We start from the raw sequence: 22,713 nt of genomic DNA, 5'->3' as shown, positions 1-22,713 counted from the left end.
GCCGGACGAAAACGGTCCGGGCCGGGAACACCATGTCGGCGTTCCCGGCCCGGACCGCTCGGCGCGCGCCGGGGTCGTGCTCAGCGCGCCCCGGGGTCGTACTTCCGCAGCGACTCCTGGACCTCGCGGGCGTACGGCCCCTCCCACCACGGGATGGTCTCGACGAGGACCGGCTTGGTGCCGGAGGCGAGGACGAGGGCGCGGCCGGGGGGCATGGCGCCGAGGTCGGAGACGCCGAGGACGCGTTGGCGGCTGACGGACTCGCTGACCGTGCGGTTGCCGCTCCAGCCGCCGAACTCCGACTCCCGGCTCGCCTGGTACTCGCGCTGGTCGTACTCACCGGCCAGCTCGCTGAGATCGCCCAGGAAGCGGGTGTCGGAGACACCGCCGCCGTAGACCCTGATGTTCGCGGCCGACCACAGCTTCTCCATGCCGCGCTCGCCCCACACCTCGATGCCCTGCGCCCAGGACTGGAGGATGGTCATGAGGATGATGCCGCGCGAGCCGTAGTGGGAGTACAGGTCGGGCAGAGTGCGCCAGCGGCAGACGTTGGCGGCCTCGTCGAGGACGCCGACGAGGGGGAGCGCGAGGCGGCCGCCGCGCTGCGTGGTGGCGTACTCCTCGGCCGCCTCGACGACGGCGACGGTGAGCGCGGTGACGAGCGGCCCGGCGGAGTCACGGCCCTCCCGGGAGAGGGAGTACAGGGTGCCGCCGGTGCGGACGAACGCGTGCGGGTCGAACTCGGGCGCGTTCGGGTCGGCCGGCGGCGTCACCCAGCGGTTGACCTCCGGGTTGACCAGGCAGGACGCCATCTGCTGGGCGACGCCGTAGATGCCGCTGCGCTGCTTGTCGGGGGCGGTGAGGACACCGTTGAGGCCGTCGGCGGACATGGTGTGCCCGGCGCCGCGCAGGATGCGCTCGGGGGTGTCGTCCTTGGGGTTGGACAGCCAGGTGTAGAGCTGGGTGATCGGCATCTTGCCGCAGGCGGCGGCGAGCAGCAGGTTGGCGAGCAGGTCCTGGCCGGCCGGGTCGAAGAAGGCGTCCGTGGAGGCGTTGGCGTCTCGCGACCCGCTGGCGAAGTGGTCGGCCATCTTGCGGGCCTTGGCCACGTCGGTGACGTACGACAGCGGGTTCCACCACCAGCTGGGCGTCTCGGCGGCGACCTGCTGCGGGTCGAAGACCCACACGGGTCCGCGCGCGGTGCGGGGGCCGCGGGTGGAGTCCACGATGTCGCGCTTGTTGGAGGTGACGAGGACGGCGCCGGGCGCGTCGAGGATGGCGGGGACCGCCCGCCGGGTGGTCTTGCCGGTCCTGGGCCCCCAGATGTCGACGTGCATGTCCTCGTACGAACCGAACAGCGGCTGCCGTCCCTTGACGGACCGTCCGATGAAGACGCCCGGGGTCCGCGCCTTCACGCCGAGCCGCTCGGCCGTGGCCGCCGCGCCCTTCATCGTCAGCTTGCCCAGTTCCTCACCCTTCGCGAGGTGCTGCGCCGCGCCGTCCACCTTCGGCTTCTTCTTGAACCGCTGGACCACCCGGTACGCGGCGGTCCCCAGGATGCCGAGCAGCACGGCCTCCCCGGCGGCCACGGCGCTGGCGGCGGACCCCGGCCAGCTGTAGTCGCCCTTGACCATGGCGACGACGAACGTCAGCGGGTTCGACGCCGGTGCCGGCGCGTCCGCGAACGGCGCGCCGATCTTCGCCGCGAGCCAGGCCCCGACGACACCCAGGAGCACGATCGCGACCACGATGACGATCTCGATCGTCCAGTCGTCCTCGGCGCGGGGCTTCTTCTGCTGTTCTGCGGTCACCCGCGGGTCCGTCCTTTCTGGGGGTGGGGGGTCGGGGCTGCGTCCGCCACGACGTCCGCTGCGTCTACTGCTTCGCTTCCGGGGCGAAGACGAAGAGATCCTGACCCGCCAGCACCGCGTAGCCGTCCGTGGTGAACTGGAGGACTTCGGCGTCCGCGGTCAGATCGGTGATCAGGTCCGGGGCGAGGTCGGAGGCCAGGACCTTCTTGGTCTTCAGCTCCAGCGCGGTGAGCCCCATGGTGTCGACGGAGGCATAGAGGACACCCCCGGCGGTCAGGCCCAGGGGCGTGATGGCGTGTTCGTCCGTCTCCTGCCGCCACAGTTCGGCGCCCGTCTCCGTGTTCCAGGCGACCGCACCGCCACCGAACCGGGTGACCACGGTGCCGCCGTCCGGGGCAAGGACGGTGTTCCCCCGGCCGCGGGACTTCTCGTCGAGGTCCTGCTTCGGCCCCTCGGCGATCAGCCGGCCGGTCCTGAGATCGACGACGGTCAGGATCTCGTCGTCCGCGTCGTCACCCGGCTGTTCCCAGGCGAGGATGCCCTGCTCGTCGGTGAGCGGGAGCAGACGGGCCTCCAGGTCACCGGAGTCCTCGACATCGGCGAGGGCGACGGGCCGGTCGACGTCCTCCAGGTTCCACAGCTCCTTGCCGGTGAGGCGATCGCTGACGGACAGGCGGCTGCCGCTGCCGTCGACCACGGACCAGGTCGAGACGGCGCGGTAACCGAACCCGGCACCCACCGGTGCCTGATCGAGGCCCCGGTCCCTGACCTCGACGGGGGCGCCGCCGCCGATGGGGGTGTACGTGTCGCTCTTGTACTCCTCCTTCGTGAGCAGATGGCCCGCCTCGACGGTCAGTCCGGAGCCGTCCTCACCGCTGAGGGTGGAGCTGCCCAGCTCCTTCCCGGACGGCGCGTACATGGTGTACGTCGTGGTGATCGAGGCCTTCTTCAGACCGTCGGCCTCGACCACGTCACCGGAGACGACCAGGAGCGCCGGGGAGCCGTCCTTCCACTCGGAGACCTGCATGAACTGATCCAGGGTGCGCTCACGCTCGCCCCGCCACTCGGCCGGGACCGTGACGTCGATGGTCCGGCGGACCTCGCCGGTCGCAGGGTCGTGGAGACGGGCCCGGAAGCGGCTCTCCGTCTCCTCCCCGCTCTGGGAGGACTCCGTCAGGTCCTCGGTCAGGACCACGGCGTCACCCAGCACACAGGTCTGCGCGTCGAAGTTGACGACCTCTGTCGCGGCGGCCTTGGCCGGGTCGTCGGCGCAGCCCATGGGGCCGGCGCCCTTCAGCCTCCACACCGGTTCCGCGGACAGGCCGGGCAACTCGGCACCCTCGTAGGCGGGGCCCGTCCGCTTCGTGGTGGAGGATGCCTTGGGCTTCGCCTCGCCGGTCGCGTCCGTGCTCTCGGGATCGCCGTCTCCGCCACAGGCGGTGACGAGCCCGAGAGACAGGATCGTCCCGGCGACCAGGAACGTACGGGTCTTCGTCAACGTGCTTGCTCCGTGGGGTGCTTGATGCCTGTGCGGCGATGAGTACGGGGTGCGCCTCATGCATGTTCCGTGTCGGTCTTGCCGTCCCCCTCGACCACGTTCGTGCCGGCCGGGATCGGCACGCGGTAGACGCCGGTGATCTCGTCCTGGACGTCCCAGGTACTGAAGGAGACGGACTTGCCGGGACGCGGGGCGTGGATGATCTTCTTGGTCTTCGGGTCCCAGACGATGCCCACGTGCCCGGAGAAGCCGCCGCCCTCGGGCCGGAAAAAGATCAGGTCACCGGGCTGCGCCTCGGACAGCGACACCTCGTACTTGCGGAGCCGGGGTTCCTGATCACGGGTCGTGGCACCGATGTTGATCTTTCCGTCGCTGGCCATGTAGTACGCCCACTGCGTGAGGCTGGAGCAGTCGAAGCTGGTCGGGTTCCGGCCCTGCAGACGCGGCGCGCCGTACACGTAGGGGACGCCGATGCCGCGCTGCGCCCAGCCGAGGACCGCCCGGATCACCGGGTCGTCGGAGTCGGGGAGGACACCGGAGGCGCCGGCGCCGTCGGGGGCGACGGCGGCGCCGCCGTTGTCCTCGGCGCACTCCTCGTACTGCGCGTTCCGGCCCTCGCTGCCGCTGTCGCCGGGGACGGTGCCGTAGTCGGGGTTGGCGGTGACGCGGCCCGCCATCCACGCCGCGGGGTCGACCATGCCGGGGCCCTGGTCCTGGCCGCCGACGAACGGGTTGTCGACGCCCGGGACGAGGACCTCCCAGTGCAGGTGGGGGCCGGTGACGTTGCCGGTCGCGCCGACCGTGCCGATCTGGTCACCGCGCTTGACGGACTGACCGGCGGACACCTTGATCGAGGTCTGGTGGGCGAAGAGCGTGATGACGCCGCCCGCGTGCTGGAGCTTCGTCATGTTCCCGTACGACCCGCCGGGGCCCGCGGTCACGACCTTGCCGTCGGCCGGGGCGTAGATCGGGGTGCCGCTGGAGGCCACCAGGTCGAGGCCGGTGTGGTAGCCGAGGCTCCACATGTTGCCCTGCTTGTGGTACGGCGTACCCATTTGGTACGTGCCCTGCTTCATGGGCCACTGCCAGTCCTTGCCCCCGGGGATGGGCTTGGCGACGGGGAGGGCGAGGGTCGTCGTGTCGGTGGAGTACGCGGCCAGCGACATCGCGGTGGTGGTGTCGTCGCCCGCGTCGTCCAGCGGCGGTGTCGACCAGGAGCGGGCCGGGGTCGCGGCGATGCTGAGGGCCCGGCTGGGCTGGGCGCCGTTGCCGACCGGCTCCGGGATGTCCGACTGCTTGCCCAGGGTGGGGAAGCCGGGGTTCTTCTCGATCGTCTCCGCGAGGTGGGCGTACCAGCGCTTGATGAGGTCCTTGTCGCCGGTGAGCACCCCTCGGTAGCGGGCGGACTGGGTGAGGACGACGCGCGGGTAAATGCTGTTGGAGGAGGACGAACCGGAGTAGATCTGCAGGGCCTTGAAGGGCTGGGTCTCCGCCTTCTTGGCGTGCAGGAAGTTGGCCGCGGCGTAGGCCGCGTCGTCGATGTTGTACAGGTCCTTCTTGCCGTCGCCGTTGCCGTCGTCGCCGTAGTCCGTCCAGGCCGGCTTCCCGAACTGCAGGATGCCCATGTAGCCGAGGAAGTTGGCGCCGCCGGGCGCGGCCGACGGGTCCTGGCCGTACTTGGTCTCCTGGTACATCTGCCCGGCGATCATCGTCCAGTCGAGGCCGTCGTAGCGGGCGGCGGCGCGCATCGAGGCGAGGATCATCTTCGGCGGGATCTCGTTGCGCGCGGTCGTGCTCGGCAGGTACACCTTGCCCGCCGGCATGACCGGGTTGGTGGCCGCCGCGTCGTCGGTGTTGCCGGCCTCGGCGTTGTCGGCGTAGTCGTCACAGGCCGCCGCGGCGGCTCCCGCACCCATCCCGCCGAGGAGCGACCCCAGCAGGACCAGGACGAGCGTGCCGATCCCGGCCAGGGGCAGGAAACCGACACCGGCGGCTATCCACAGCCACTTCTTGTTGCCGTTCTTCTTGCTGCCGCCGCCCGAGCCGTTCTTGGCCTGGGCCACCGCCTTGGCCGCCTTGGCGACCTTCGCCGCCTTGGCGGCGGCGGCCAGTACCGCCGGAGCAACCATCGCGCGTCACGCCCCCGAGTCGTCGGAGGCGCCCACGTCACCGAGCCCGAAGATGTCGAATCCCGAGACGACCCACTTGCCGTTGACCTCCTGGACGCTCACCAGCCACTGGTTCGACTCGGTGGTGGTCTCACCGCCCTCGGTGCGCGTGGCCTTCACCTCGACCAGGCTGGAGATGGAACGGCCGCTGTCGCGCACCAGGTCGTCCGAGATCACCGCGTCGCGCTCCACGACGGCGGTGCCCTTGGACGTGCACTGTCCGGCCTGGCAGGTGGCCCACGCCTTGCCGGTGGGCAGCGCGGTCAGCTCCTTCATCCGCGCGTCGTTCAGGGTGAGTTCGAGGAGCGGGGACTGCCAGGCCGCCGACTTGGCCGTGTGATCGTAGGTGTTGATGCCGGCCATGTACCGCGTCATGATCTCGTGGGCCTCGGTGGCTTCGGCGACCGAGACGATCGGGACGGTCGCCGCGCTTCCGCCCCCGTCGGCCGCGTCCTCGTCGGAGTCGGAGGTGTCCTGTCCGCCCGATCCCGTCCCGCCGCCCTGGCCCGCGGTGGCGGTGGGGGCCTCCGAACCGCCGTTCTCGTCGCTTCCGTCGTCTCCGTCGAAGACGGTGAACACAGTCAGGACGGCGATCAGGAGAACGCCGAGCACTCCCAGGGCCAACAGCCCCGTGCGCTTGTTCTCCTCAGGCAACTCCACGCTCCCGCGCCTCCCTTGTGCTGAGCCGGTACGGCGGTCGACGGGTGACCGGGACACGGTAGGGGGAGGTGTGGTGCGGGGGGTCGGAGGAATTCCCGGCGGGAAAAGCGCGGGGCGGTATCGGGAAAGCTCGGGAAATCCGGGCGGTGGACCCAACGGGTGCGCCCGCCTCGGCGGATGCCCGGCGTCACTCCTCCTCGGCGGGCCGTGCCCACTTCACCGCGGTGCCGTAAGCGAGATAGCGGGGCGCTCCGCGGCTTCCTTCTTGGCCACATGCTTCGAGCAGTTCACCGCGCCGTCCTCTCGTACGTGCCCTACGTGTCGTACGTGTCCACGGCCATCACTCCGGCCGCGGATCCACCGGCAGCGGATCGAACGGGTACGCCGTGTGCCCGTCCTTGGGCGAACATGCCGCGAACGGGCCCGAGTCGGCGTCCATCAGCACCCGTAGATGCGGGTCGGCATGGTGCAGCCACCACGTCGACATGCCTAGCGCCGGGTCCTGGCGCAGGTGTTCCCAGGCCAGCCACAGCGCGGAGAGCCGGGCGCCGGCCTCGGGGTGTTCCCACCACCGGGGGCACCAGGTCGCCGACGAACCGTTGACCCGGCGGCGGACCATCTGGGCGAGGTAATCGGAGACGAAGACGTAGACGTCCGCGAAGTAGAACTCCGGCTGCTCGGAAGACCCTGCGGTACCGCTCATCGCTCCACTCCTGCGGGCTGCTGTTCGGGGACCTGGGGCGGCGAACTGTCAGGTCAGGACGATGCCGAGGAGCAGCAGCACGACCACCACCGCGCCCATCACGATCCGCGCCGTCGGGTCCTCGCGTTCCCACAGGTCGTGGACGAGGGCCCAGCCGGTCAGCCGGGCGGCACGGCCGCCGTGGAGGCCGGGGGCCTGACTCTGCTGGTCCTCGTCGGCGTCCTCGCCGTCCTCGGGAAGCGCCCCGGTCTCGGGGTCGGCGTCGAAACCGACCGGCAGCCCCTGCTGCTCCTGGGCCACCAGGACCATCTGCTCCAGGAGTTCGGGGATCGTGTGCGGGGTGAGCGGATAGGTGAACGTCCCGTACGGCGTCTCCATGCACAGCCGCGCCTGCCAGGGATTGCCGGGCTCGTAGCCGTCGACCCAGGCCTGGTCGGCCTGGAAGACCTGGGGGGCCTGCGGTGCCCGAGGCGCCTGGGGAGCCGGGACTGCGGCGGGAACCGGGACTGCGGCGGGAGCCGGGACAGGCGCCTGCTCGGCCGTCGGCGTCTGCTGGACCGGTGTGGCCTGCTGGGGAACGTCCCAGGTGCGCGGGTCGGGCTGCGACTGCTGCTGCGGGTGCCCGTTCTGGTCGGTCAACTCTCGTCCTTCGCCGGGTCCGTCGGGTGCAGGGGGTATCCGGGGCGTCGTGCGTACGGCCGACGCGCCCCGCGCATTGTGGGCCCAAGGCGGGTCAGGACAGCTAGCCCACTTTCCCGTCGTGTTCCTGACACTTTTCCCGGCCGGTTTCCCGAACTCGGACCCGACGGGAATCCCCGGTCTCCCGACGAGGAAAGTGACAGCGGTCCCGTGACAGGTCTTTGTCACACTGCCTGCGCACCTGGCTGGGCCAGGGCCCGTCGTGCGGTGCGGTCGTGACCCGCCCAGGCGGACGGGGAACCGACTCGCTGGAGTAACCGACTCGATGACAGACCACAACAGCCCTGCTGGCGCGGTCGGCGGAGGCCAGCCTTCCGGGCAGCCCGGGTCCTTCGGTCCTCCCCAACAGCCCCAACAGCCGCAGCAGCAGGCGTGGCAGGCGCAGGGCCAAGGGCAGCACCCCGCTGCCCCGCACCAGGGCCAGCCGCCGGCCCCGCAGGCCTCCCACCCCCAGCCACAGCACCCCCAGCCGCAGCAACTCCCCTCCGACGCGGCCCGCGCCCAGGTCGCCGCCGCCTGGGTGCGCAACACGCCCCAGGCCGGCCACGCCGCCGTACCGGCGCTCCCGCCGCGCGAGACGCGCCCCGCGAGCGAGTCGAAGAAGGAGAAGCGCGAGCGGGAGCGGGCGGCCCGCAAGGCCGCGTACGAGCAGAAGAAGGCGGCGAAGGAGCAGCGCAAGAAGGGCGGCTCGGCGTCGGCCCCCGCCGCGGCTTCGGCTGCCCTGACCGCGACATCGTCCCCCACCACGGCCACGCCTCAGGCGCCTGCCGCCGGTGGTGCCGCTCCCACGCCCGGGGCCCAGCCCGTCGCCACGGCCGGCCCTGCCCCCTCGGCCGGGGCCTCCACTTCGGGCGGGGCTCCCGCGAAGGCCGCCGCCAGGCCCGCCCCCGCCCGCGACTTCGGCGTCCCCAAGCCCGGCGGCCGCGTCCCCGCCGGTGGCCGCGGTACCCATGTCGCCCTCCGAGCCACCCTGCTGATCACCACCTGTGTGTTCGCGCTGGGCTCGTGCGGTGTGATGGGACTGGTGATCGGCAAGTCGTCGACCCCCGCGACCGCCGGGCTCGACCCCGCCGACGCCGCCAAGTACCGCCTCACCGAGTTCCCGACCCGGCAGGCGGCGACGTTCGCGGAGCAGTACGCGATGCTGTGCATGACGTACTCCCCGGAGACCGCGTCCACACGCCGCGACGACCTCGCCCGTTACACCTCCGCCGGCGTCGACGGCGAGTGCGGCTGGGACGGCAAGGGAACGAACAAGGCCGTCTCCGCCACCTGGGACGGCACCGCCGAGACGCTGTCCGAGTACGGCGACCACGGCCGCTACCTGGGAGTCCAGGTCCGCAGCGAGGGCGACAAGCTGACCACCCTCACCGTGCCCGTCTATGTGAAGGACCTCGCGACCGGCGAGGGCATGCGCGTCGCGGGCGACGTCGGCCAGATGCCGCTGCCGCCCCGCGCGGACGTGCCGTCGGTCGACCAGGACGCCGAGGTCGTCGACGACACCTTGTCCGACCAGTTGCGGGAGCAGGTGCTGCCGGGCTACTTCGAGGCGTGGGGCGCGTCCGACACCACGGCGATGGCCCGTTTCACCACGTCCGACGCCACGCAGGCCGCGACGACCGGTCTGTCCGGCGAGCTGAGCGACCCCACCGTCAGCGAGGTCGACGCACTGGTGCCGTCGAACGTCCAGGGCACCGACCCGTACGCCTACGCCAACGGGCAGGCCGTGCAGCTCCGGGTGGTGGTCGCGTGGACCGACCCGGCGGGCGGGGCCGTGAACCGCTCGTACCGGATGACCGTGGTGAGCACGGCGCAGGGCTGGTTCATCAAGGACGTCCGCGGCGGTGTGCTGGACGCGGAGGGCGGCCGGGCCGACACCGACGAGGAGACCGCCGCGCCCGGCGAGGACGAGGACGCCGCGTCCGACGAGGACACCGAACCCGACGATGGCGACGCCGTCCCGCCGTCCCCGTCCGCCTCCAAGTCCCCCCAGCCCGCGAAGGACAAGCAGTCCGACAAGTCCTGAGCGGGACCACGCCTTCCCACTTCACAACGCCTTTCACTCCCTGATCGAGAGGAACCACCCCGTGTACCTGGCAGCCACCCTGGATTCGATGTTCGGAGAGATCCAGGACATCCTCACCAACGTCGGCACGATGGTCGCCGTCATCGCCCTCCTCGTCCTCGGCATCCGCATGCTGCTGTCCATGAAGCGCGGCGACGGAATGCGCGAGGCCTTCCAGGGCTTCGGCATGATCGCGCTCGCCGCCCTGATCATCGGCGGTGCCAGCGGCCTCGCCGGTTTGCTCATCGACCTCGGCAGCCAGATCGGCGGCGGCGAGGGCGGCCAGGGCAACTGACGACTGACGACGCCCATCAGACGTTTTAGGAACGAGGGGAGTCAGCCGCGATGGCCCAAGAGGCACCGGAGCCGCTGGTCGCGTACGACCACACCGATCTGGTCAACCGCCCCAAGCGGATCTGGAACTGGGGCAACATCCCGCTGCCCGGACTGCTGCTGCCCGCGCTGGGCGCGGCCTTCGGCTTCGGTCTGGTCTGGCTCATCACGCTGTTCACGCTGTCCGCGTTCCTGCCGTTCCTCGGCATGTCGATGTGGACGTCGATCCTCTACTTCGGGCCGCCGTTCGCCGTCTACTTCGTCTGGGGCCGACCACTGCCCTCGGCGCTCACGCTGAGCCAGCAATTGGTGGTGTGGACCGACTGGTGGTTCCAGCCCAAGCGGCTGCAGGGACTCTCCGCCGACCAGGAACCGGAGGAACTGCACTGGCAGGTCATCCTCTGGACCCCCGGTTCACCACGCTGGCAGGCGCGTTACGACGCCGCACGCCAGGCGGCGGCCGAACGCGGCACGGCGTTCTCCGCGCACCGCTGAGCCCGCACCGTCCTACCCGACTCCACCGCCGCCGCACCACCGCTGACCACTCCGGTCAGCCCCCGACCCACCGCAAACCGACCTCGATTACCGCAGGGTGAATCCACCATGTTCATGATGATCCTTCTGGGCGGGGCGGCCGCCTTCTTCGTGGTCGCCATGATCATGGCCGCCTCGTCGGGCAAGAAGCAGGGCCAGGGCGGCGGCAGTCGCTCGTCTTCCTCCCGCTCCAAGTCGTCCGGCTCCTCGGCCTCCGCCCGCCGCGAGGACCTCCGCCTCCCCTACCGCTACGCCGACGACATGATCTTCGTCCACGGCGACTCGGTGTGGACGGGCATGGTCCTGCCCACCGCCATCGACGAGTACCTGAACGCCGGCGAACTGCAGGCGATGGCCGAGGGTCCGCCCCGCGGTCTGCTCAACCTCGCCCGCGGTGACCGCAACGTCGAGTGCCACTACCGCAAGGTGTACCAGCCGATCACGGCGCTCACCTGGGCGGAGGACCTCAACGCGGTCGCCTGGGACCCGACCGACAACTACAAGGCGTACAACCTGCGCAAGGCCGAGTACCAGGAGCGCATCGGCGCCAAGCGGGAGCGCAACATCCTGCTGGTGAAGCTGGGTTCGGTGAAGCGCACGGGCGGCGGCACGGGCGTGCTGTCCCAGGACGACGAGCCGCACGACGACGCCGGGCTGCTCAAGGGCGTGAGCGGCGTCGCCGACCAGGTCACCGCCACCGCGACCGGTGTCGCGGACGAGTACCTGTCCCCGTCCGTGGTCGCGGAGTGGACGCAGGTGGCGTCCGAGGTCCACGAGAGCCTGGAGAACCTCAAGGGCACCCCCCTCACCCGCGAGGAACTCGTCTGGCTGATCCGCAAGCCCCTCCACGGCGACCTGCCCGTCCCGCCCGAGCCGGTGCTCGGCTCGCGCGCGTGGGGCCCCAACGCCTTCGACCTGGTCGTCGACTTCTCCGGCGAGAACCGCAAGACGCACATCGTCCTCAACCAGTACGACGAGGTCACCGGCGAACAGCAGACCAGCTACACCACCACTCTCGTCGCCGCCAACTGGCCCGCGGAGACACGCTTCCGCCAGTCGACGGCGTGGGCGCGTTACGCGGCCCAGCACGTGGACTTCCCCGTCGAGATCGACATGCGCTTCACGCTCATCCCGTATCTGAAGTTCAAGGACCGCGCCGACAAGATCCGCGGCAACCTCGTCGACGAGATGAACGACATGGCCAACTCCGGCCGCAGCCCGGACACCAAGCTGGCCCACCAGGTCACCCGCGCCCAGGAGCTCGTCGACGACATCGACGAGCACAAGATGCCGGGGATGGAGGCGCAGATCCGCTTCACGATCTCGGCTCCGGACCTCAAGGAGCTGGAACGCCGCCGCCGCGTCCTGGAAATGCAGTTCAAGCAGGACCTGAAGGTCACGCTGCTCCGCCCGACCCGTCAGCAGTGGCGTCTGCTCCAGTCCCAACTCCCCGGCGACGCGCCGAAGCTGCCGATCGCGCCGTACATCCGCCTCCAGGAGGTCGAGCAGCTCGGCGCCGGACTCCCCACCGCCGGAACCGAGTTGGGCGACAACCCGGAACATCGCTCCGGCAAGCGCCTCGGCTGGGTCGGCAACCTGGTCGGCTGGGCCGGCAAGATGCCGGTCCACTACTCGCTGCACGTCGGTCCGGCGCGCAATGACGGCGGTGGCCTCGCCATCGTCGGCGCGTCCGGCGGCGGCAAGTCCTCCCTCGCCCTCCAAAAGTTCTACGAGGAGTCGGAGTCGGGCGTCCGCTGCCTGGTCATCGACCCCAAGACCGACTTCGCCCAGCTCTGCTACTACCTGGGCTTCGGCTCCCAGGTGAACGACCCGGAGTTCGCCGGCGACGCGGAAACGGGCCTCCTGGGCACTCCGCAGAGCAAGTTCCAGCCGGTGAACCCGGAGTTCTGGGCGGAGACGGAGGTCGTCGACCTCCTCAAGGGCCAGGCGGGCGTCCTGGACCCCTGGGTCATCGCCCGGGACGTCCCGGCCGGCCGTCTGCTGGCCGAGTCGATGCTGCGCGGCTTCCTCGGCGACGAGGACTACCAGCGCGTACGCCTCCCCGTCATCGAGGGGATGGCCACGGTCATCGGCCGCTACAACTCCGCGATCCGCCAGGCGGTCGACCAGGGCCTGACCGCCCGCGACGCCGACGCGCAGGTGCCGCGCCCGACGCTGTGGCAGGTGGTCGACGAGGTCGTGACGGCGTACGACCACGCCATCGCGACGAACGACCGGGAGGCGGCGAAGGACCTGAAGCTCGCGCAGATGCTCCTCACCGAGCTGCGCACGCTCCCCTACGCCCGCCTCGCCTTCGCCGAGCGCCCGCAGTCGCTGTCCAGCATGCGCAAGCGCCGTACGGTCATCACCCTCCGCGGCTTCCAGTCCCCCGCCGCCTCCGACCCGCGCAGCTGGAACCCGGCGGAACGCCTCGCGGCGACGGCCCTGATGGCGGTCGTGGAACTGGGCAGCCAGATGCTCGACGTCGGCTACGAGAAGAACCCGGTGACGGGCGAGATCGGCCTGCGCCCCAAGGCGCTGTTCGTGGACGAGGCGTACGTCGTCACGGCCACGGAGTCGGGCCGCGACCTGATGCGCCGCGCCCTGAAGCAGGGCCGCTCGTACCTGGCGGTCACCGTCCTGATCACCCAGCAGGCCATCGACCTCGTCCAGATCGAGGACTCCGAGGCCCGCAGCGGTGGCGCCAACCAGATCCACACGGTCTTCGCCTTCAAGCAGAAGTCCGCGCAGGAGGCGTCCCTGGTGGCCCCACTCCTCGGCCGCCCCGAGGACGACCCGAAGGTCATCGCCGCCCTCCAGGAACTCCGCACCGGTGTCTGCCTCCAGCGCGACGCCGACAAGCGCGTCGGCACGGTCGCCGTCGACCTGGTCTTCAAGGAGATCCTCGCCGCGACGGACACCAACGGCACGACCCGCCCGGCCCGGCAGGGCATCAACCCGCCGCTGAGCGTGTGGGACTGGACGTTTTTGCAGGAGATGGAGGAGGACCCGGTACGGGCGACCACCCCGGAGAAGGCCGCCGTGTGACCTCCCCCCTGCCCGAGCTTGCTGATCCCCCCACTCCGATGTCCATTAGGCGAAGAAGGACCATGCGAATCAAACGAGCACTCACCGTCGGCGCCCTCCTCCTGATGTCGACGTCGGTTGCGGCATGCGGCAGCGACGACGACAAGGGCAAGTCCTCCGAGAAGGCGAGCGCCGAGGCGGGCAAGCCGGGCGGGGAGGCGGACGCCGAGGAGACGAGCGGGGGTCTGCCTTCGGCTTCGGACATGGCGTCGATCGAGTACTTCCTCAACCAGTCCGTCGGTTGTCTGGACCTGATGACAGGCAGGGACTACGACAATTCCTCCCTGGCGGAAAGGGAGCCCGCTTGGGGTGACTCGGACATGCTCAAAAATCCTGCATGGGCCATCAAGGAACGCGCTGTCTGCAAGGACAAGTACGACGACATCGTCACGCTGGTCCTGACATCGGACATGAAGCAGTTCCAAACCACCATGAAGGAAAAGGGCTACAGCGGCATTCTGGTCGGCAAGGACTTCGCGGTGGACCCGGACGATGGCCAAACGACCCAGGACCTCAAGACCTCCGGCCTCGTGTACCTGTCGTGCGATCCGGAATTCGAGATCCCCAGCGGTTACAAGCAGGAGCCCGCACTGGTCGACGGGTGTCTCCTGACCGACCACTTCCCCTCCTGATCGGCCCCGAAGGACTTCTCATGCTGACCCTCAGCCGGCCCCGCGCCGACCGCCCGGCACGGAGCCGGCCGAGGCGCTCCCTCCTCAAGACGCTGATCAATGCCGGTGTCGCGGCACGCGCCACGCTGTTCGTGGTGCTCGGAGTGATCGCGCTCTCGTTCTCCACCCCGCAGTCGGCGAAAGCCCTCTTCGACACCTGTGACTGGACGTCCGACAGCATCAACCAAATGGCCGACATGCCGGGCGCCGCGGAGAACATCTTCCCCTCGGTGCAGCAGTGGAGCGGCAAACGTGAGCTCGTCTCCGGTGCCGTACGCCTGCCAGGCGATCCCGGCGACTACACCGTCTACGAACTCGGCGCCATGCGGGGTCTCAACTGGTCCTCGACCCAGCAGAGCCGGGACCAGGCAAGCCGGGGCGACACCGGGGAAAAGGCCGACAACGACGACTGCAGCGTCCAGAACGAGATCTACAACTCCATCGCCCAGATGGTTTTCGACATCAGCAAGTTCATCACTCGCGCCTCCATCAGCATCAAGGAGATCTCCTCCAACCCCAGTCCTCTCGCCGCGCTGTACGAGGGCACCGTCGAGGGCGACAACAGTGTCGTCGACCGTCTGAACGACAACGTGTTCAAGCTGGCCGTACCCACCATGATCATGCTCACCGGGATCTGGGTGTTCGGCAAGTGGCGCAAGGGGGACATGCGTGAGGTCTGGTCCGGTGTGGGATGGGCCGCGTTTGTCGTGATCGCCGTATCGGCCTTCCTGGTCGACAACAACTACACGCGCGTGGTCGAGACCGCCGACTCCGGAATCGCCCAAGGGAACGCCGCGTTGACCGAGGCGGTACTGGGCGGCGCGGTGGACGACATCGATCCGCCATGCGACCTGGCCGCCAACGCGCCGCAGCGCGGCATGCGGATATCCAGCTGCGCCATGTACGACACCCTGGCGTTCCGCCCATGGGCCATCGGCCAGTTCGGCGACCCGGGCAAGAAGCGCATGGAATACAAGGGCTCCGAAACGTGTGATTTCGGAGAGAAGGCGCGGTGCACCGATCTGCGAGCCAAGCAGGTCAATGTCCAGTCGGTGACCAACTTCGACTACTACAAGGACTGGTCGAAGGTGGACGGCGGTGTCATCAAGCACAAGGAGAACCAGTACGGGCAACTGCGCAACTACATCGCCAAGAACGAGAAGTCGCGCGTGTACGAGCAGTGGAGCGGCCACAAGCCCGCTAACCGCATCACCATGGGGATCTACGCACTCATCGCCTCGCTCATCGTCGGCATCATGGTGGTCGTGCTCAGCGCCCTCACGCTGCTGTGGCACTCGGTCACGCTCATCATGATCATCCTGTTGCCGCTGATCGCGATCATCTCGATCCACCCGACCCAGCAGAAGCTGCTCAGGGGCTGGTGGCAGACCTTCGTCCACAGCTTCGTCCTGCGCGCCGGATTCGGCGTGATCCTGACCGTCCTGCTGCTCTTCTACCAGCTGATCCTGCCGCTGGCGGTCCCGCTGGGCATGCAGCTGCTGATGCTGCTGCTGGTCACGATCTCCGTCGTCATGCTGCTGAAGAACCTGCTGTCCGGGAAGTTCTCGCCGCAGGTCGCGGGGGCAGAGGACGCCCTCGGTGTCGCGGACGCGGCGAACAAGGCAACCGCCATGGCCCCCGGCCTCGCCGCCTCCACGGCCCGTACCACCGGCCGTGTCGCGGGTACCACCGCCCGTGCGGGCGGCAGCGCCGCACGGGGTACGGCCTGGGCGGTGGATCAACGCCTCTTCAAGGGCAAGTACCGGGGCAAGATGCAGGAAAAGGGTTGGCTCGGCCAGTCCAAGCGCGAGCAGAACCAGTCCGCCTACTGGGCGAAGAAGGATGCGGGCGAGGCCCGAGCGGACAGGGCAGCCCGCGTGGGGAACAACGGCAACACACCGCCGCCCCAGCCGGAACCGGAGCTGGAGCCGGAAGGGCAGGACCCCGCCAGCCCCAGGCGCAGCGGACGCGTCAGCGGTTCGAGCGGCACGCGGACCCCGCAGCCATCGCCCACACCCACGCCGAGCCCCGCGCCCACGGCCCCCGCACCGCGCCCGGAGCCGCAGCCGTCGCCCCGTCGGCCTGCTCCGGCGGATCCGGCTCCACCCGCTCCGCCGCCGACCCCACGGGACCCCCGTGGCCCGAGCGGTCGCGTCTAGTCCGCCGCCCTGCACACCGCCCCACTCCGAGGAGCCGCCCCATGCCCGCCCTGACCGCCGACCGCACCCCCGACCAACTGGTCGGGGAGATGCAGCGGCTCACCGGCGTGGACTGGCCCACGGTGTGGGCGGGGGTCCCGCAGGACGCCGACAAGCGCGCCCAGTGGTGCGCGGGCTTCGGTTGGCAGCCGCTGTGGTTCCAGTCCGGCCTGCGGGTCCACACCTCGATGGGCGGCCGTCTGCAGCTCGTCTCCCTCGGCCCTGCCCTCCCGGTGGTCCGAGCCGAGTACACGGTGTGGGCGGCGCGGGCCCGGGACCTGTCCGAGAACGACCGCGTAACGGACCTCTCGGAGATCCGCTGGCAGGCCCACTTCAATGCCCTGCGCGGCTGTCTGGGAAACCCGACCCACCAGAGCACGTGGGACAGCCCGGACTTCCCGGAACTGCCCGGTCCTCATCCATGGCCGGACAAGCGCTGGCGCACGGAGCACCGCGATCCCCACCGGGTGGCGGTATGGCGCTTCGTTCCGCCGCACGCACCTGTCGTCGAACTGCGGATGACGCTCGGCGCGGCCACCCGGGGCGGTCCGGTACCGGCCAATGCGAGGATCGTGCTCGCCTGCCACGACCCCGCCCATACGGAGGCGGAGCGGCAGGCACGGCACGGGTGAACCGGAGCCGTCCGGAACGCGAGGAAGGTGACAGACGATGACGACCCTCAGGATCGACCGCAGCCCTGAGCAACTGGCTCAGGAACTCAGGGGTCTGGAGCACGTGGACTGGCCCGCGGTGTGGGCGGGTCCACCCAACCCCGGCCAGGCGCTGGACGACTGGTGCGCACTGTTCGGCTGGAAGCCGACGTCGGCGGAGCGGGTGCTGACGGTGCGCAGTGCAGCGGGCCAGAGCATCGAGCTCACCCCTGTCCGCGAGGCCGGCTGGGCGCCGATCAGGCAGCTCGGCTGGACCAGTTGGAAACTGTCGGCCGACAACGTGTCCGAGAACGACGAGGTCCTCACGCAGGCAGCCGAGACGTGGGCCGCGTACATGGCGGCCGCACGCCCTGTATTGGGTGAACCCGTCTTCGCGGGCGCCTGGGACGACCCTGCCTTTCCGGAACCGCCGCACGACCGGCACTGGCTCATGCCTCGCGACATCCGCATGGAGGACATGGACCCCTACCGAATGGCCCTGTGGCGAGAGAACAGCCCGGAGGGCCGCGTCACCGTACTCACCGTCGATCTGGGACCCGCTCCGTCACCGCGAGGGCTCCGCAGGACCCTGATCGAAGTCAACTGCTATCCGCCGGAGGTCGTGTGATCCGGGTCCACATTTCGGAACACGTCGTCGACGACGCCCACAAACGCCAGCAGAACGACAAAGAGCTGACCGCGGCCGAGGCCAGGAAGGCCACGAAGAAGCTGCGTGAGGGCATCGACCATTTGCCGGACGACGAGTACAAGGAGCGGCTCCGCGAGCGGCTGCGCGAGTTCGTCACCGCGCAGGACGTGGACCTGCCCACCCCCGAAACCCGGTCGTCCTTCTGGTCCTACCAGCTGATGGACAATCTCGGGGTCGACGGGCCCGCCGGGCAGGAGCTCTACAGCATGAATGTGGCGGCTGCCTTCACCGAGGCGCAGAACTCGATCGCCGAAGACACTTTGCGGTACCTGGAAGGCACACCCGGTGGAAAGGCACTGGGCGAATTCCACCTGTGGGATCGCGAGGTCCGAAGGGCACTGAACCTGGAGAGGGACGAAGGCCTCAACCTGGCCTACGACGCCTGGGGCACACTCTCCAGGAATTACGCGGCGAAAACCGAGAACGAAGCCCTCTTCTTCATGGCCGAGCTCAACCCGGGAACCGTCGCCTACCAGACGGAAGCCCCACAGCTCCGCCAGGACGGCAAGCTCGACATCATCAACTTCATGTATCCGCCGCCGATGGACAAGTACGCGGACCTCGCCCCCGAAACGCAGGAGCTACTGGCCTCCCAGGCCGTACGCGCACAGGTCCACACCTTCGGCTACGACGAGACCGACCCCAAGTACACCCCCTCGACCAAGGCGGGTCACCTCGACCTGGAGCACCTGAAGTCGCTGCCCACCGCTGAGGCCCAGCGCGCCGCCGTCCTCGAGGTCTGCGCGCGTGTGGCAGCCATGGACGGCCCCGCCCGTACGGCCGACGTCCAAAAGTACGTCGAGGAGGTCAAGGTCCTGCGCCCGGACCACGAGGTGGTCCTGCCCAGTTCCACTGACCTGGCATGGGCGTACGAAGCGAGCGCGCAGACCACCCCCGTGGTCAGCACCCACGGCGCCTTCCTTCCCGGCGTCGAAGTGAATGCCAGGACGGGCCCCCAGTCGATCCAGCCACCCGAGGCCTCTGCGCAGGCCATCGCCGGCGCGCACTTCATGCCCGGAGTCACCCTGAAGCCCGCCCCGGCCCCCGCCACCCCCGCTCCCACACAAGTCCCGCCCGCCCCCGAGCAGGCGCAAGACACCGCCATGGGAGCGTGACCGGTCCATGAGCCGCACCCCGGGCACCCGCACCAGCCGCACCAGCCGCACCGACGGTCGCGGTTCGCCGTCACCGTCCCGTCTCGGCCGCCTCCTCCGCCAGGACAAGAACGACCCCTGGGCCGTCCGCATGCTCCCTCGCATCGTGTTCGGTCTGGCCGCCGCCTACACCTTCTTCATGATCGCCTCGCAGAGCGGCTCGTCCTTCGTGATGGTCGGCGTCGTGCTGCTGCTCGGCGGAGCCGTCTGGCTGCTCCGCCGCCGCACCCAACTCCTCCTCGCCCTCACCTCGACGATCCTCGCCACCGCCTTCACCGGCTACTTCTCGGCGGTGGGTGACGCGGCGCGGATGAGTACGAGCGCGGCCGTCACGGGGACGGCCGCGTTCGGGTACTGGGCGCTGGCCGGAATGGCGCTGCTGGGTGCGTGGATGGTGAAGGAACATCCGGGGCGGCGCGGGGTGACGGTCGTGATCGCCGATGTGATCCTGGTCATCGGAGCGGCCGTCGGCATGTTCGTCCCGGAGGCGGGCGTGCCGATCGGATTCGTCGGGGTGCTCGCGGTGCTCGCCGTTCGCGGTTCGGGCGCGAAGGCTGTGCGGGCCCGGGCCGACAGGCTTCGCCAGGTCATCGGCCGTTCGCGTCGGCGTGACGCCCGGAAAACGGCGGACAGTTGAGGCTCTTGTGAATGGTTCGTCGCGGCACTGTTCGTTTCCGGCCAGTACTTTGCACATGCGTTGCACCGGTTTGACAATTTGTTCTAGAGTCCCCCGCGATCACGGATCACCACGGGGGATATTACTCATGCGTATGGCAAGCCATACGACGCTGGCCAGGCTGCCCGCCCGACCTGCCCGCAAGGCGGTCGTACAGGAAGCCCACATACCCGACGCGGCGTTGCCGTGCCGGCGTAGGCCGGACGTCTTCCAGCACCCGCTTCTGGACAACTCGGCGAGCCCGCACGGCCTTTACGCCCCGGACGGTACGGCGACAGCGGCGGCAGCCACGGGCGTCTCGCCCGACCAGCGCCGCCAGCACCTCGTCCTGCTCCGTACCGCGCGCGACCTGTGCGCCTCCTGCCCGCTCTGGGCTGAATGCCTGCAGGACGCGGTCGCGTACGCGGAGCCGTACGGCTACACGGCGGCCACCACCCGGGAGGACCGGCGTTCGCTGCGCCGCACGCTCGGCATCGGCGACGAGAACGGCGACCTGCCGGCCCACGCAGCGGTCCGCTTCGACTCTGGTTCCGTACCCAGGCGACTGACCCGCCTCAGGTCCCGCGCCGACGAGTCGTCGGCGACGCACTCAGGAGCCCGCCGCCCGCTCGCCCCGGACCTTCCCGAACTGGAGCGGATCCTCGACGCGTTCGACCTGCTCCAGGGCCAACTGGCCCATGATCAACGCCTGTTGCGGGAACGTCCGCCGCGCGCCGCGTTGACACCGCTGTTGCAATCGCACACCACCTCACAGGCAACACACAGACAGACGCCCGGTCCGGGCACGTCGTCGCACACGCCCAGACCGTCGAACGACAGGAGCGAGGAACCCATGGCAGCGGCCGAGGCCGGGCAACGGATCACCTTCTCGTACGAGGATCCCGCCCTGGCCGTACGGCAGGCCGTGCTCGGCCCGCTGGTGCGCTCCGCCCTGCCCGCGCTCACCAGCCTCGAACAGCTCGTCGCCCTGCTGACGTGCATGCCCGGCGGCGCGGACACGGCCCCCGAATCCCCGCGGAACCTTCCGGCCGTACGGGAGGCCGTCGAGTCGCTGCTCCCGGACGGCGCCGACGCCCCCGAGGACGCCGAAGGCGGACTGCCTCCCCGACGCCCGCTCACCGGCTCCGTCTCCGTCGAACTCGCCACCACCGACCCGGTGGCCGCGCTGCGCCGCGACTTCCTGGAGCCGCTGCTGCGCGAACTGGCCGCCACCCTCGCGAACATAGAGAAGGTCGCGACCATGCTCGCGGCCACGGCGGACGAGACCGGCGCCGCCTCTCTGGAGACGATCCGCACGGCCCTGCGCGAGATCCACGACCGCCTCCCGCACCCGGCGGCCACACCCACGCCCCACCTGGCGGCACACTCCCTGCACGGCGCCCACCCGGCCGTCGGGACGGGAGCGGGACCCGCCCGCCGTACGCCCTCCGCCCCCAGCATCCGCGCCGCCGTCGAGAAGGCCGTGGCCGGCTTCCCCGGCGCCTTCTCCGCCCGCGACGTGCTGCGCGCCCTGCCCGCCGGCGTCTACGGCGACCCGTCGAAGACCATCAGCAACGTCCTGTCCGCACTGGTCAAGTCGGGCCGCCTGCAACGCCTCGCGCGCGGCACGTACGCTCGCGTCCTGGACGTCCTGAACGTCGAGGACATCGACGACACCCTCCTCCCCGAGCGGGGAGAGGCGAAGAGCGCCTGAGCCGGAAGGAACCAGCCCCCGATGACCGAGCCGATCCCCATCCAGGGTCCGCCCCCGCCCGCCGCGAACCCCGGCGCCTCGGACGCCCAGGTCCACGTCTTCTCCCCCAACGCGGGCCTCATCGACGGCGTCCCCGTCACCGCCCCGCCCTACGGCGACATCCAGGACGTCGTCCTGTCGATCCTCCAACAACGCGCCCAACAACTCGGCGCCCCCACCCCGGCGACGATCACGGACAACCGTTACGGCGGGGCGATCCGGCTGCTCATCCATCCGGACGGGACGACGGAACAGCTGGGCTGAGGTCCGTCGGCGGGGGTCAGTTCGACTTCCTGCCCCCCACCCGCAACCACCATCCGCGCTACGCTCCCGCGGTCGGCCGCCCCTCCTCCATCACTCCCTGTCCGCGTCAGCGGTCATGATGCCGACGCATTCTTCGAGCCCCGCGTACAACGCCGGTACGAAGGCGGCGAGTTCGGCGTCCGACGCCTTCCCCGCCTCCAGTACGGCCCCCACGACCGTCACCAGCACGGCGGCGGCCTTCAGCGCCTGCGCGTCAGCCAGCGCTTCGAGGAGACCACCGGGGCGCGTATCCGCGAAGGCTTCCCGGCCGGTCGCCGGATCCACGCCGAGGCTACGGAGACGCGGCCCGCTCATACGGCGGCCTCCCACGGGCAGTAGTCCTGGCCCGGCGTCGCCAGGACGGCCGTACGGCGGCGCGCCCGCTGCAGGCGCCGACGATCGAGTTCGTCCCGCTCGCGCTCCCACACGACGACGTACGGCCGGACCAGGGGCTGCCCATCGACCCTGATGACGTCACCCAGGAACGGGCACGGGGGTGCGGGCCGGTAGGCGGGCCCGGCCAGGCCGGAGGGGGCGGGTGCGGAGGGTGCCATGACCGCGCGGTGCGCTCCGCGACCAGGCAGGAAAAGGCTCAGGACCGCGGCCAGTAGGCTGCGCATAGGTCGACTCCTGTTCAGTCGGCTGAGGCCCCGGCGTGGAAGTAGCCGCTTCCCGGCGGGGCCGCTTACGTTCGGAGTCCACCATACCCGTGGATAACCGCAGATAACCACGGATGCACGGAATGCCATGGTCACCCACGCTGGAACCATGGATCTTGACCGTACGCGCCCGCTGTGGCGGCAGATCGCAGCGGAGATCATCCGGCGCATCGAGGACGGCACATACCCACCGGGAAGCCGCGTGCCGTCCACTCTGGAGATCGCCCAGGAGTTCGGCGTGGTGAACGCGACGGCGGCGAAGGCCATGCGGCATGTTCGGGAACAGGGCTGGACGCGCGGCGAAGTTGGACTGGGGACCTTCGTGGCCGACACACTGCCGCCCTCCCCCGAAGGCCCCCGTCCCCCGGCGTAGCCGGACACGGCCCGTTCGCGGGCGACCTAC

General features: G+C 70.1%; 21 protein-coding genes. 13 read left to right on the top strand and 8 right to left on the bottom strand.

Annotation, left to right across the window (positions count from 1 at the left end):
* Positions 1 to 80: 80 nt before the first annotated feature.
* The 6 genes from ACFU53_RS18560 to ACFU53_RS18535 all read right to left on the bottom strand — a co-directional run bounded on the left by ACFU53_RS18560 (position 81) and on the right by ACFU53_RS18535 (position 7,479).
* Positions 81 to 1,811, bottom strand: coding sequence for a type IV secretory system conjugative DNA transfer family protein (locus ACFU53_RS18560; RefSeq protein ID WP_383993025.1), 1,731 nt, complete (start codon positions 1,809 to 1,811; stop codon positions 81 to 83).
* Positions 1,812 to 1,875: 64 nt separating this feature from the next.
* A complete protein-coding gene (locus ACFU53_RS18555) occupies positions 1,876 to 3,309 on the bottom strand; it encodes a PQQ-binding-like beta-propeller repeat protein (protein WP_383993022.1) in 1,434 nt (477 codons plus the stop codon).
* A 56-nt stretch (positions 3,310 to 3,365) separates the two neighbouring features.
* Complete coding sequence (locus ACFU53_RS18550; RefSeq protein WP_383993019.1) at positions 3,366 to 5,438, bottom strand: peptidoglycan DD-metalloendopeptidase family protein; 2,073 nt, start codon at positions 5,436 to 5,438, stop codon at positions 3,366 to 3,368.
* A gap of 6 nt (positions 5,439 to 5,444) precedes the next feature.
* Positions 5,445 to 6,137, bottom strand: a complete 693-nt coding sequence (locus tag ACFU53_RS18545; RefSeq protein ID WP_383993017.1) for a hypothetical protein — start codon at positions 6,135 to 6,137, stop codon at positions 5,445 to 5,447.
* A gap of 340 nt (positions 6,138 to 6,477) precedes the next feature.
* Positions 6,478 to 6,840 carry a DUF4913 domain-containing protein gene (locus ACFU53_RS18540; RefSeq protein WP_383993014.1) on the bottom strand — a complete coding sequence of 121 codons (363 nt, stop codon included), beginning with the start codon at positions 6,838 to 6,840 and terminating at the stop codon, positions 6,478 to 6,480.
* 48 nt (positions 6,841 to 6,888) lie between these two features.
* On the bottom strand, positions 6,889 to 7,479 hold the full coding sequence (locus tag ACFU53_RS18535; RefSeq protein WP_383993011.1) for a hypothetical protein: 591 nt from the start codon (positions 7,477 to 7,479) through the stop codon (positions 6,889 to 6,891).
* A 325-nt stretch (positions 7,480 to 7,804) separates the two neighbouring features.
* Here ACFU53_RS18535 and ACFU53_RS18530 point away from each other — a divergent pair, with 325 nt between their 5' ends.
* From ACFU53_RS18530 to ACFU53_RS18475, 12 genes are all read left to right on the top strand, one after another.
* Positions 7,805 to 9,565, top strand: a complete 1,761-nt coding sequence (locus ACFU53_RS18530; RefSeq protein ID WP_383993008.1) for a conjugal transfer protein — start codon at positions 7,805 to 7,807, stop codon at positions 9,563 to 9,565.
* A 61-nt stretch (positions 9,566 to 9,626) separates the two neighbouring features.
* Positions 9,627 to 9,899 carry a TrbC/VirB2 family protein gene (locus ACFU53_RS18525; RefSeq protein WP_383993005.1) on the top strand — a complete coding sequence of 91 codons (273 nt, stop codon included), beginning with the start codon at positions 9,627 to 9,629 and terminating at the stop codon, positions 9,897 to 9,899.
* A 50-nt stretch (positions 9,900 to 9,949) separates the two neighbouring features.
* Positions 9,950 to 10,432, top strand: a complete 483-nt coding sequence (locus tag ACFU53_RS18520) for a hypothetical protein (protein WP_383993002.1) — start codon at positions 9,950 to 9,952, stop codon at positions 10,430 to 10,432.
* A gap of 108 nt (positions 10,433 to 10,540) precedes the next feature.
* Positions 10,541 to 13,519, top strand: a complete 2,979-nt coding sequence (locus ACFU53_RS18515; protein ID WP_383992999.1) for an ATP-binding protein — start codon at positions 10,541 to 10,543, stop codon at positions 13,517 to 13,519.
* A 62-nt stretch (positions 13,520 to 13,581) separates the two neighbouring features.
* Complete coding sequence (locus ACFU53_RS18510) at positions 13,582 to 14,190, top strand: hypothetical protein (RefSeq protein WP_383992996.1); 609 nt, start codon at positions 13,582 to 13,584, stop codon at positions 14,188 to 14,190.
* Between the two features lie 20 nt (positions 14,191 to 14,210).
* Positions 14,211 to 16,388, top strand: a complete 2,178-nt coding sequence (locus ACFU53_RS18505) for a hypothetical protein (RefSeq protein ID WP_383992993.1) — start codon at positions 14,211 to 14,213, stop codon at positions 16,386 to 16,388.
* Between the two features lie 41 nt (positions 16,389 to 16,429).
* A complete protein-coding gene (locus ACFU53_RS18500; RefSeq protein ID WP_383992991.1) occupies positions 16,430 to 17,059 on the top strand; it encodes a hypothetical protein in 630 nt (209 codons plus the stop codon).
* Positions 17,060 to 17,096: 37 nt separating this feature from the next.
* Complete coding sequence (locus ACFU53_RS18495; protein ID WP_383992988.1) at positions 17,097 to 17,705, top strand: hypothetical protein; 609 nt, start codon at positions 17,097 to 17,099, stop codon at positions 17,703 to 17,705.
* Positions 17,702 to 18,901: a hypothetical protein gene (locus ACFU53_RS18490; protein ID WP_383992985.1), complete on the top strand. Its 1,200-nt coding sequence runs from the start codon at positions 17,702 to 17,704 to the stop codon at positions 18,899 to 18,901. The genes ACFU53_RS18495 and ACFU53_RS18490 overlap by 4 nt, the downstream gene beginning before the upstream one ends.
* A gap of 7 nt (positions 18,902 to 18,908) precedes the next feature.
* Positions 18,909 to 19,577, top strand: coding sequence for an LPXTG cell wall anchor domain-containing protein (locus ACFU53_RS18485; protein WP_383992982.1), 669 nt, complete (start codon positions 18,909 to 18,911; stop codon positions 19,575 to 19,577).
* A 127-nt stretch (positions 19,578 to 19,704) separates the two neighbouring features.
* Positions 19,705 to 21,309 (top strand): WhiB family transcriptional regulator, encoded by a 1,605-nt coding sequence (locus tag ACFU53_RS18480; protein ID WP_383992980.1) that lies wholly within the window; start codon positions 19,705 to 19,707, stop codon positions 21,307 to 21,309.
* Between the two features lie 21 nt (positions 21,310 to 21,330).
* The gene (locus ACFU53_RS18475; RefSeq protein WP_383992977.1) at positions 21,331 to 21,612 is read left to right on the top strand and encodes a hypothetical protein; all 282 of its coding nucleotides are present in this window, start codon (positions 21,331 to 21,333) and stop codon (positions 21,610 to 21,612) included.
* A 90-nt stretch (positions 21,613 to 21,702) separates the two neighbouring features.
* On the opposite strand, the gene ACFU53_RS18470 is transcribed toward ACFU53_RS18475, so the two are convergent.
* Positions 21,703 to 21,966 (bottom strand): hypothetical protein, encoded by a 264-nt coding sequence (locus ACFU53_RS18470; RefSeq protein ID WP_383992974.1) that lies wholly within the window; start codon positions 21,964 to 21,966, stop codon positions 21,703 to 21,705.
* Entirely contained in the window at positions 21,963 to 22,271 is a 309-nt protein-coding gene (locus ACFU53_RS18465; protein ID WP_383992971.1) for a hypothetical protein, read from the bottom strand. Before ACFU53_RS18465 ends, ACFU53_RS18470 begins: the two co-directional genes overlap by 4 nt.
* 148 nt (positions 22,272 to 22,419) lie before the next feature.
* Here ACFU53_RS18465 and ACFU53_RS18460 point away from each other — a divergent pair, with 148 nt between their 5' ends.
* Positions 22,420 to 22,683, top strand: coding sequence for a GntR family transcriptional regulator (locus ACFU53_RS18460; RefSeq protein ID WP_383992968.1), 264 nt, complete (start codon positions 22,420 to 22,422; stop codon positions 22,681 to 22,683).
* Positions 22,684 to 22,713: the final 30 nt, after the last annotated feature.

The sequence above is a fragment of the Streptomyces sp. NPDC057474 genome, from assembly GCF_042802555.1.
Classification (GTDB): Bacteria; Actinomycetota; Actinomycetes; order Streptomycetales; family Streptomycetaceae; genus Streptomyces.
Note: the sequence above shows the minus strand (reverse complement) of the source record. Positions and strands in the feature narration are given on the sequence as shown.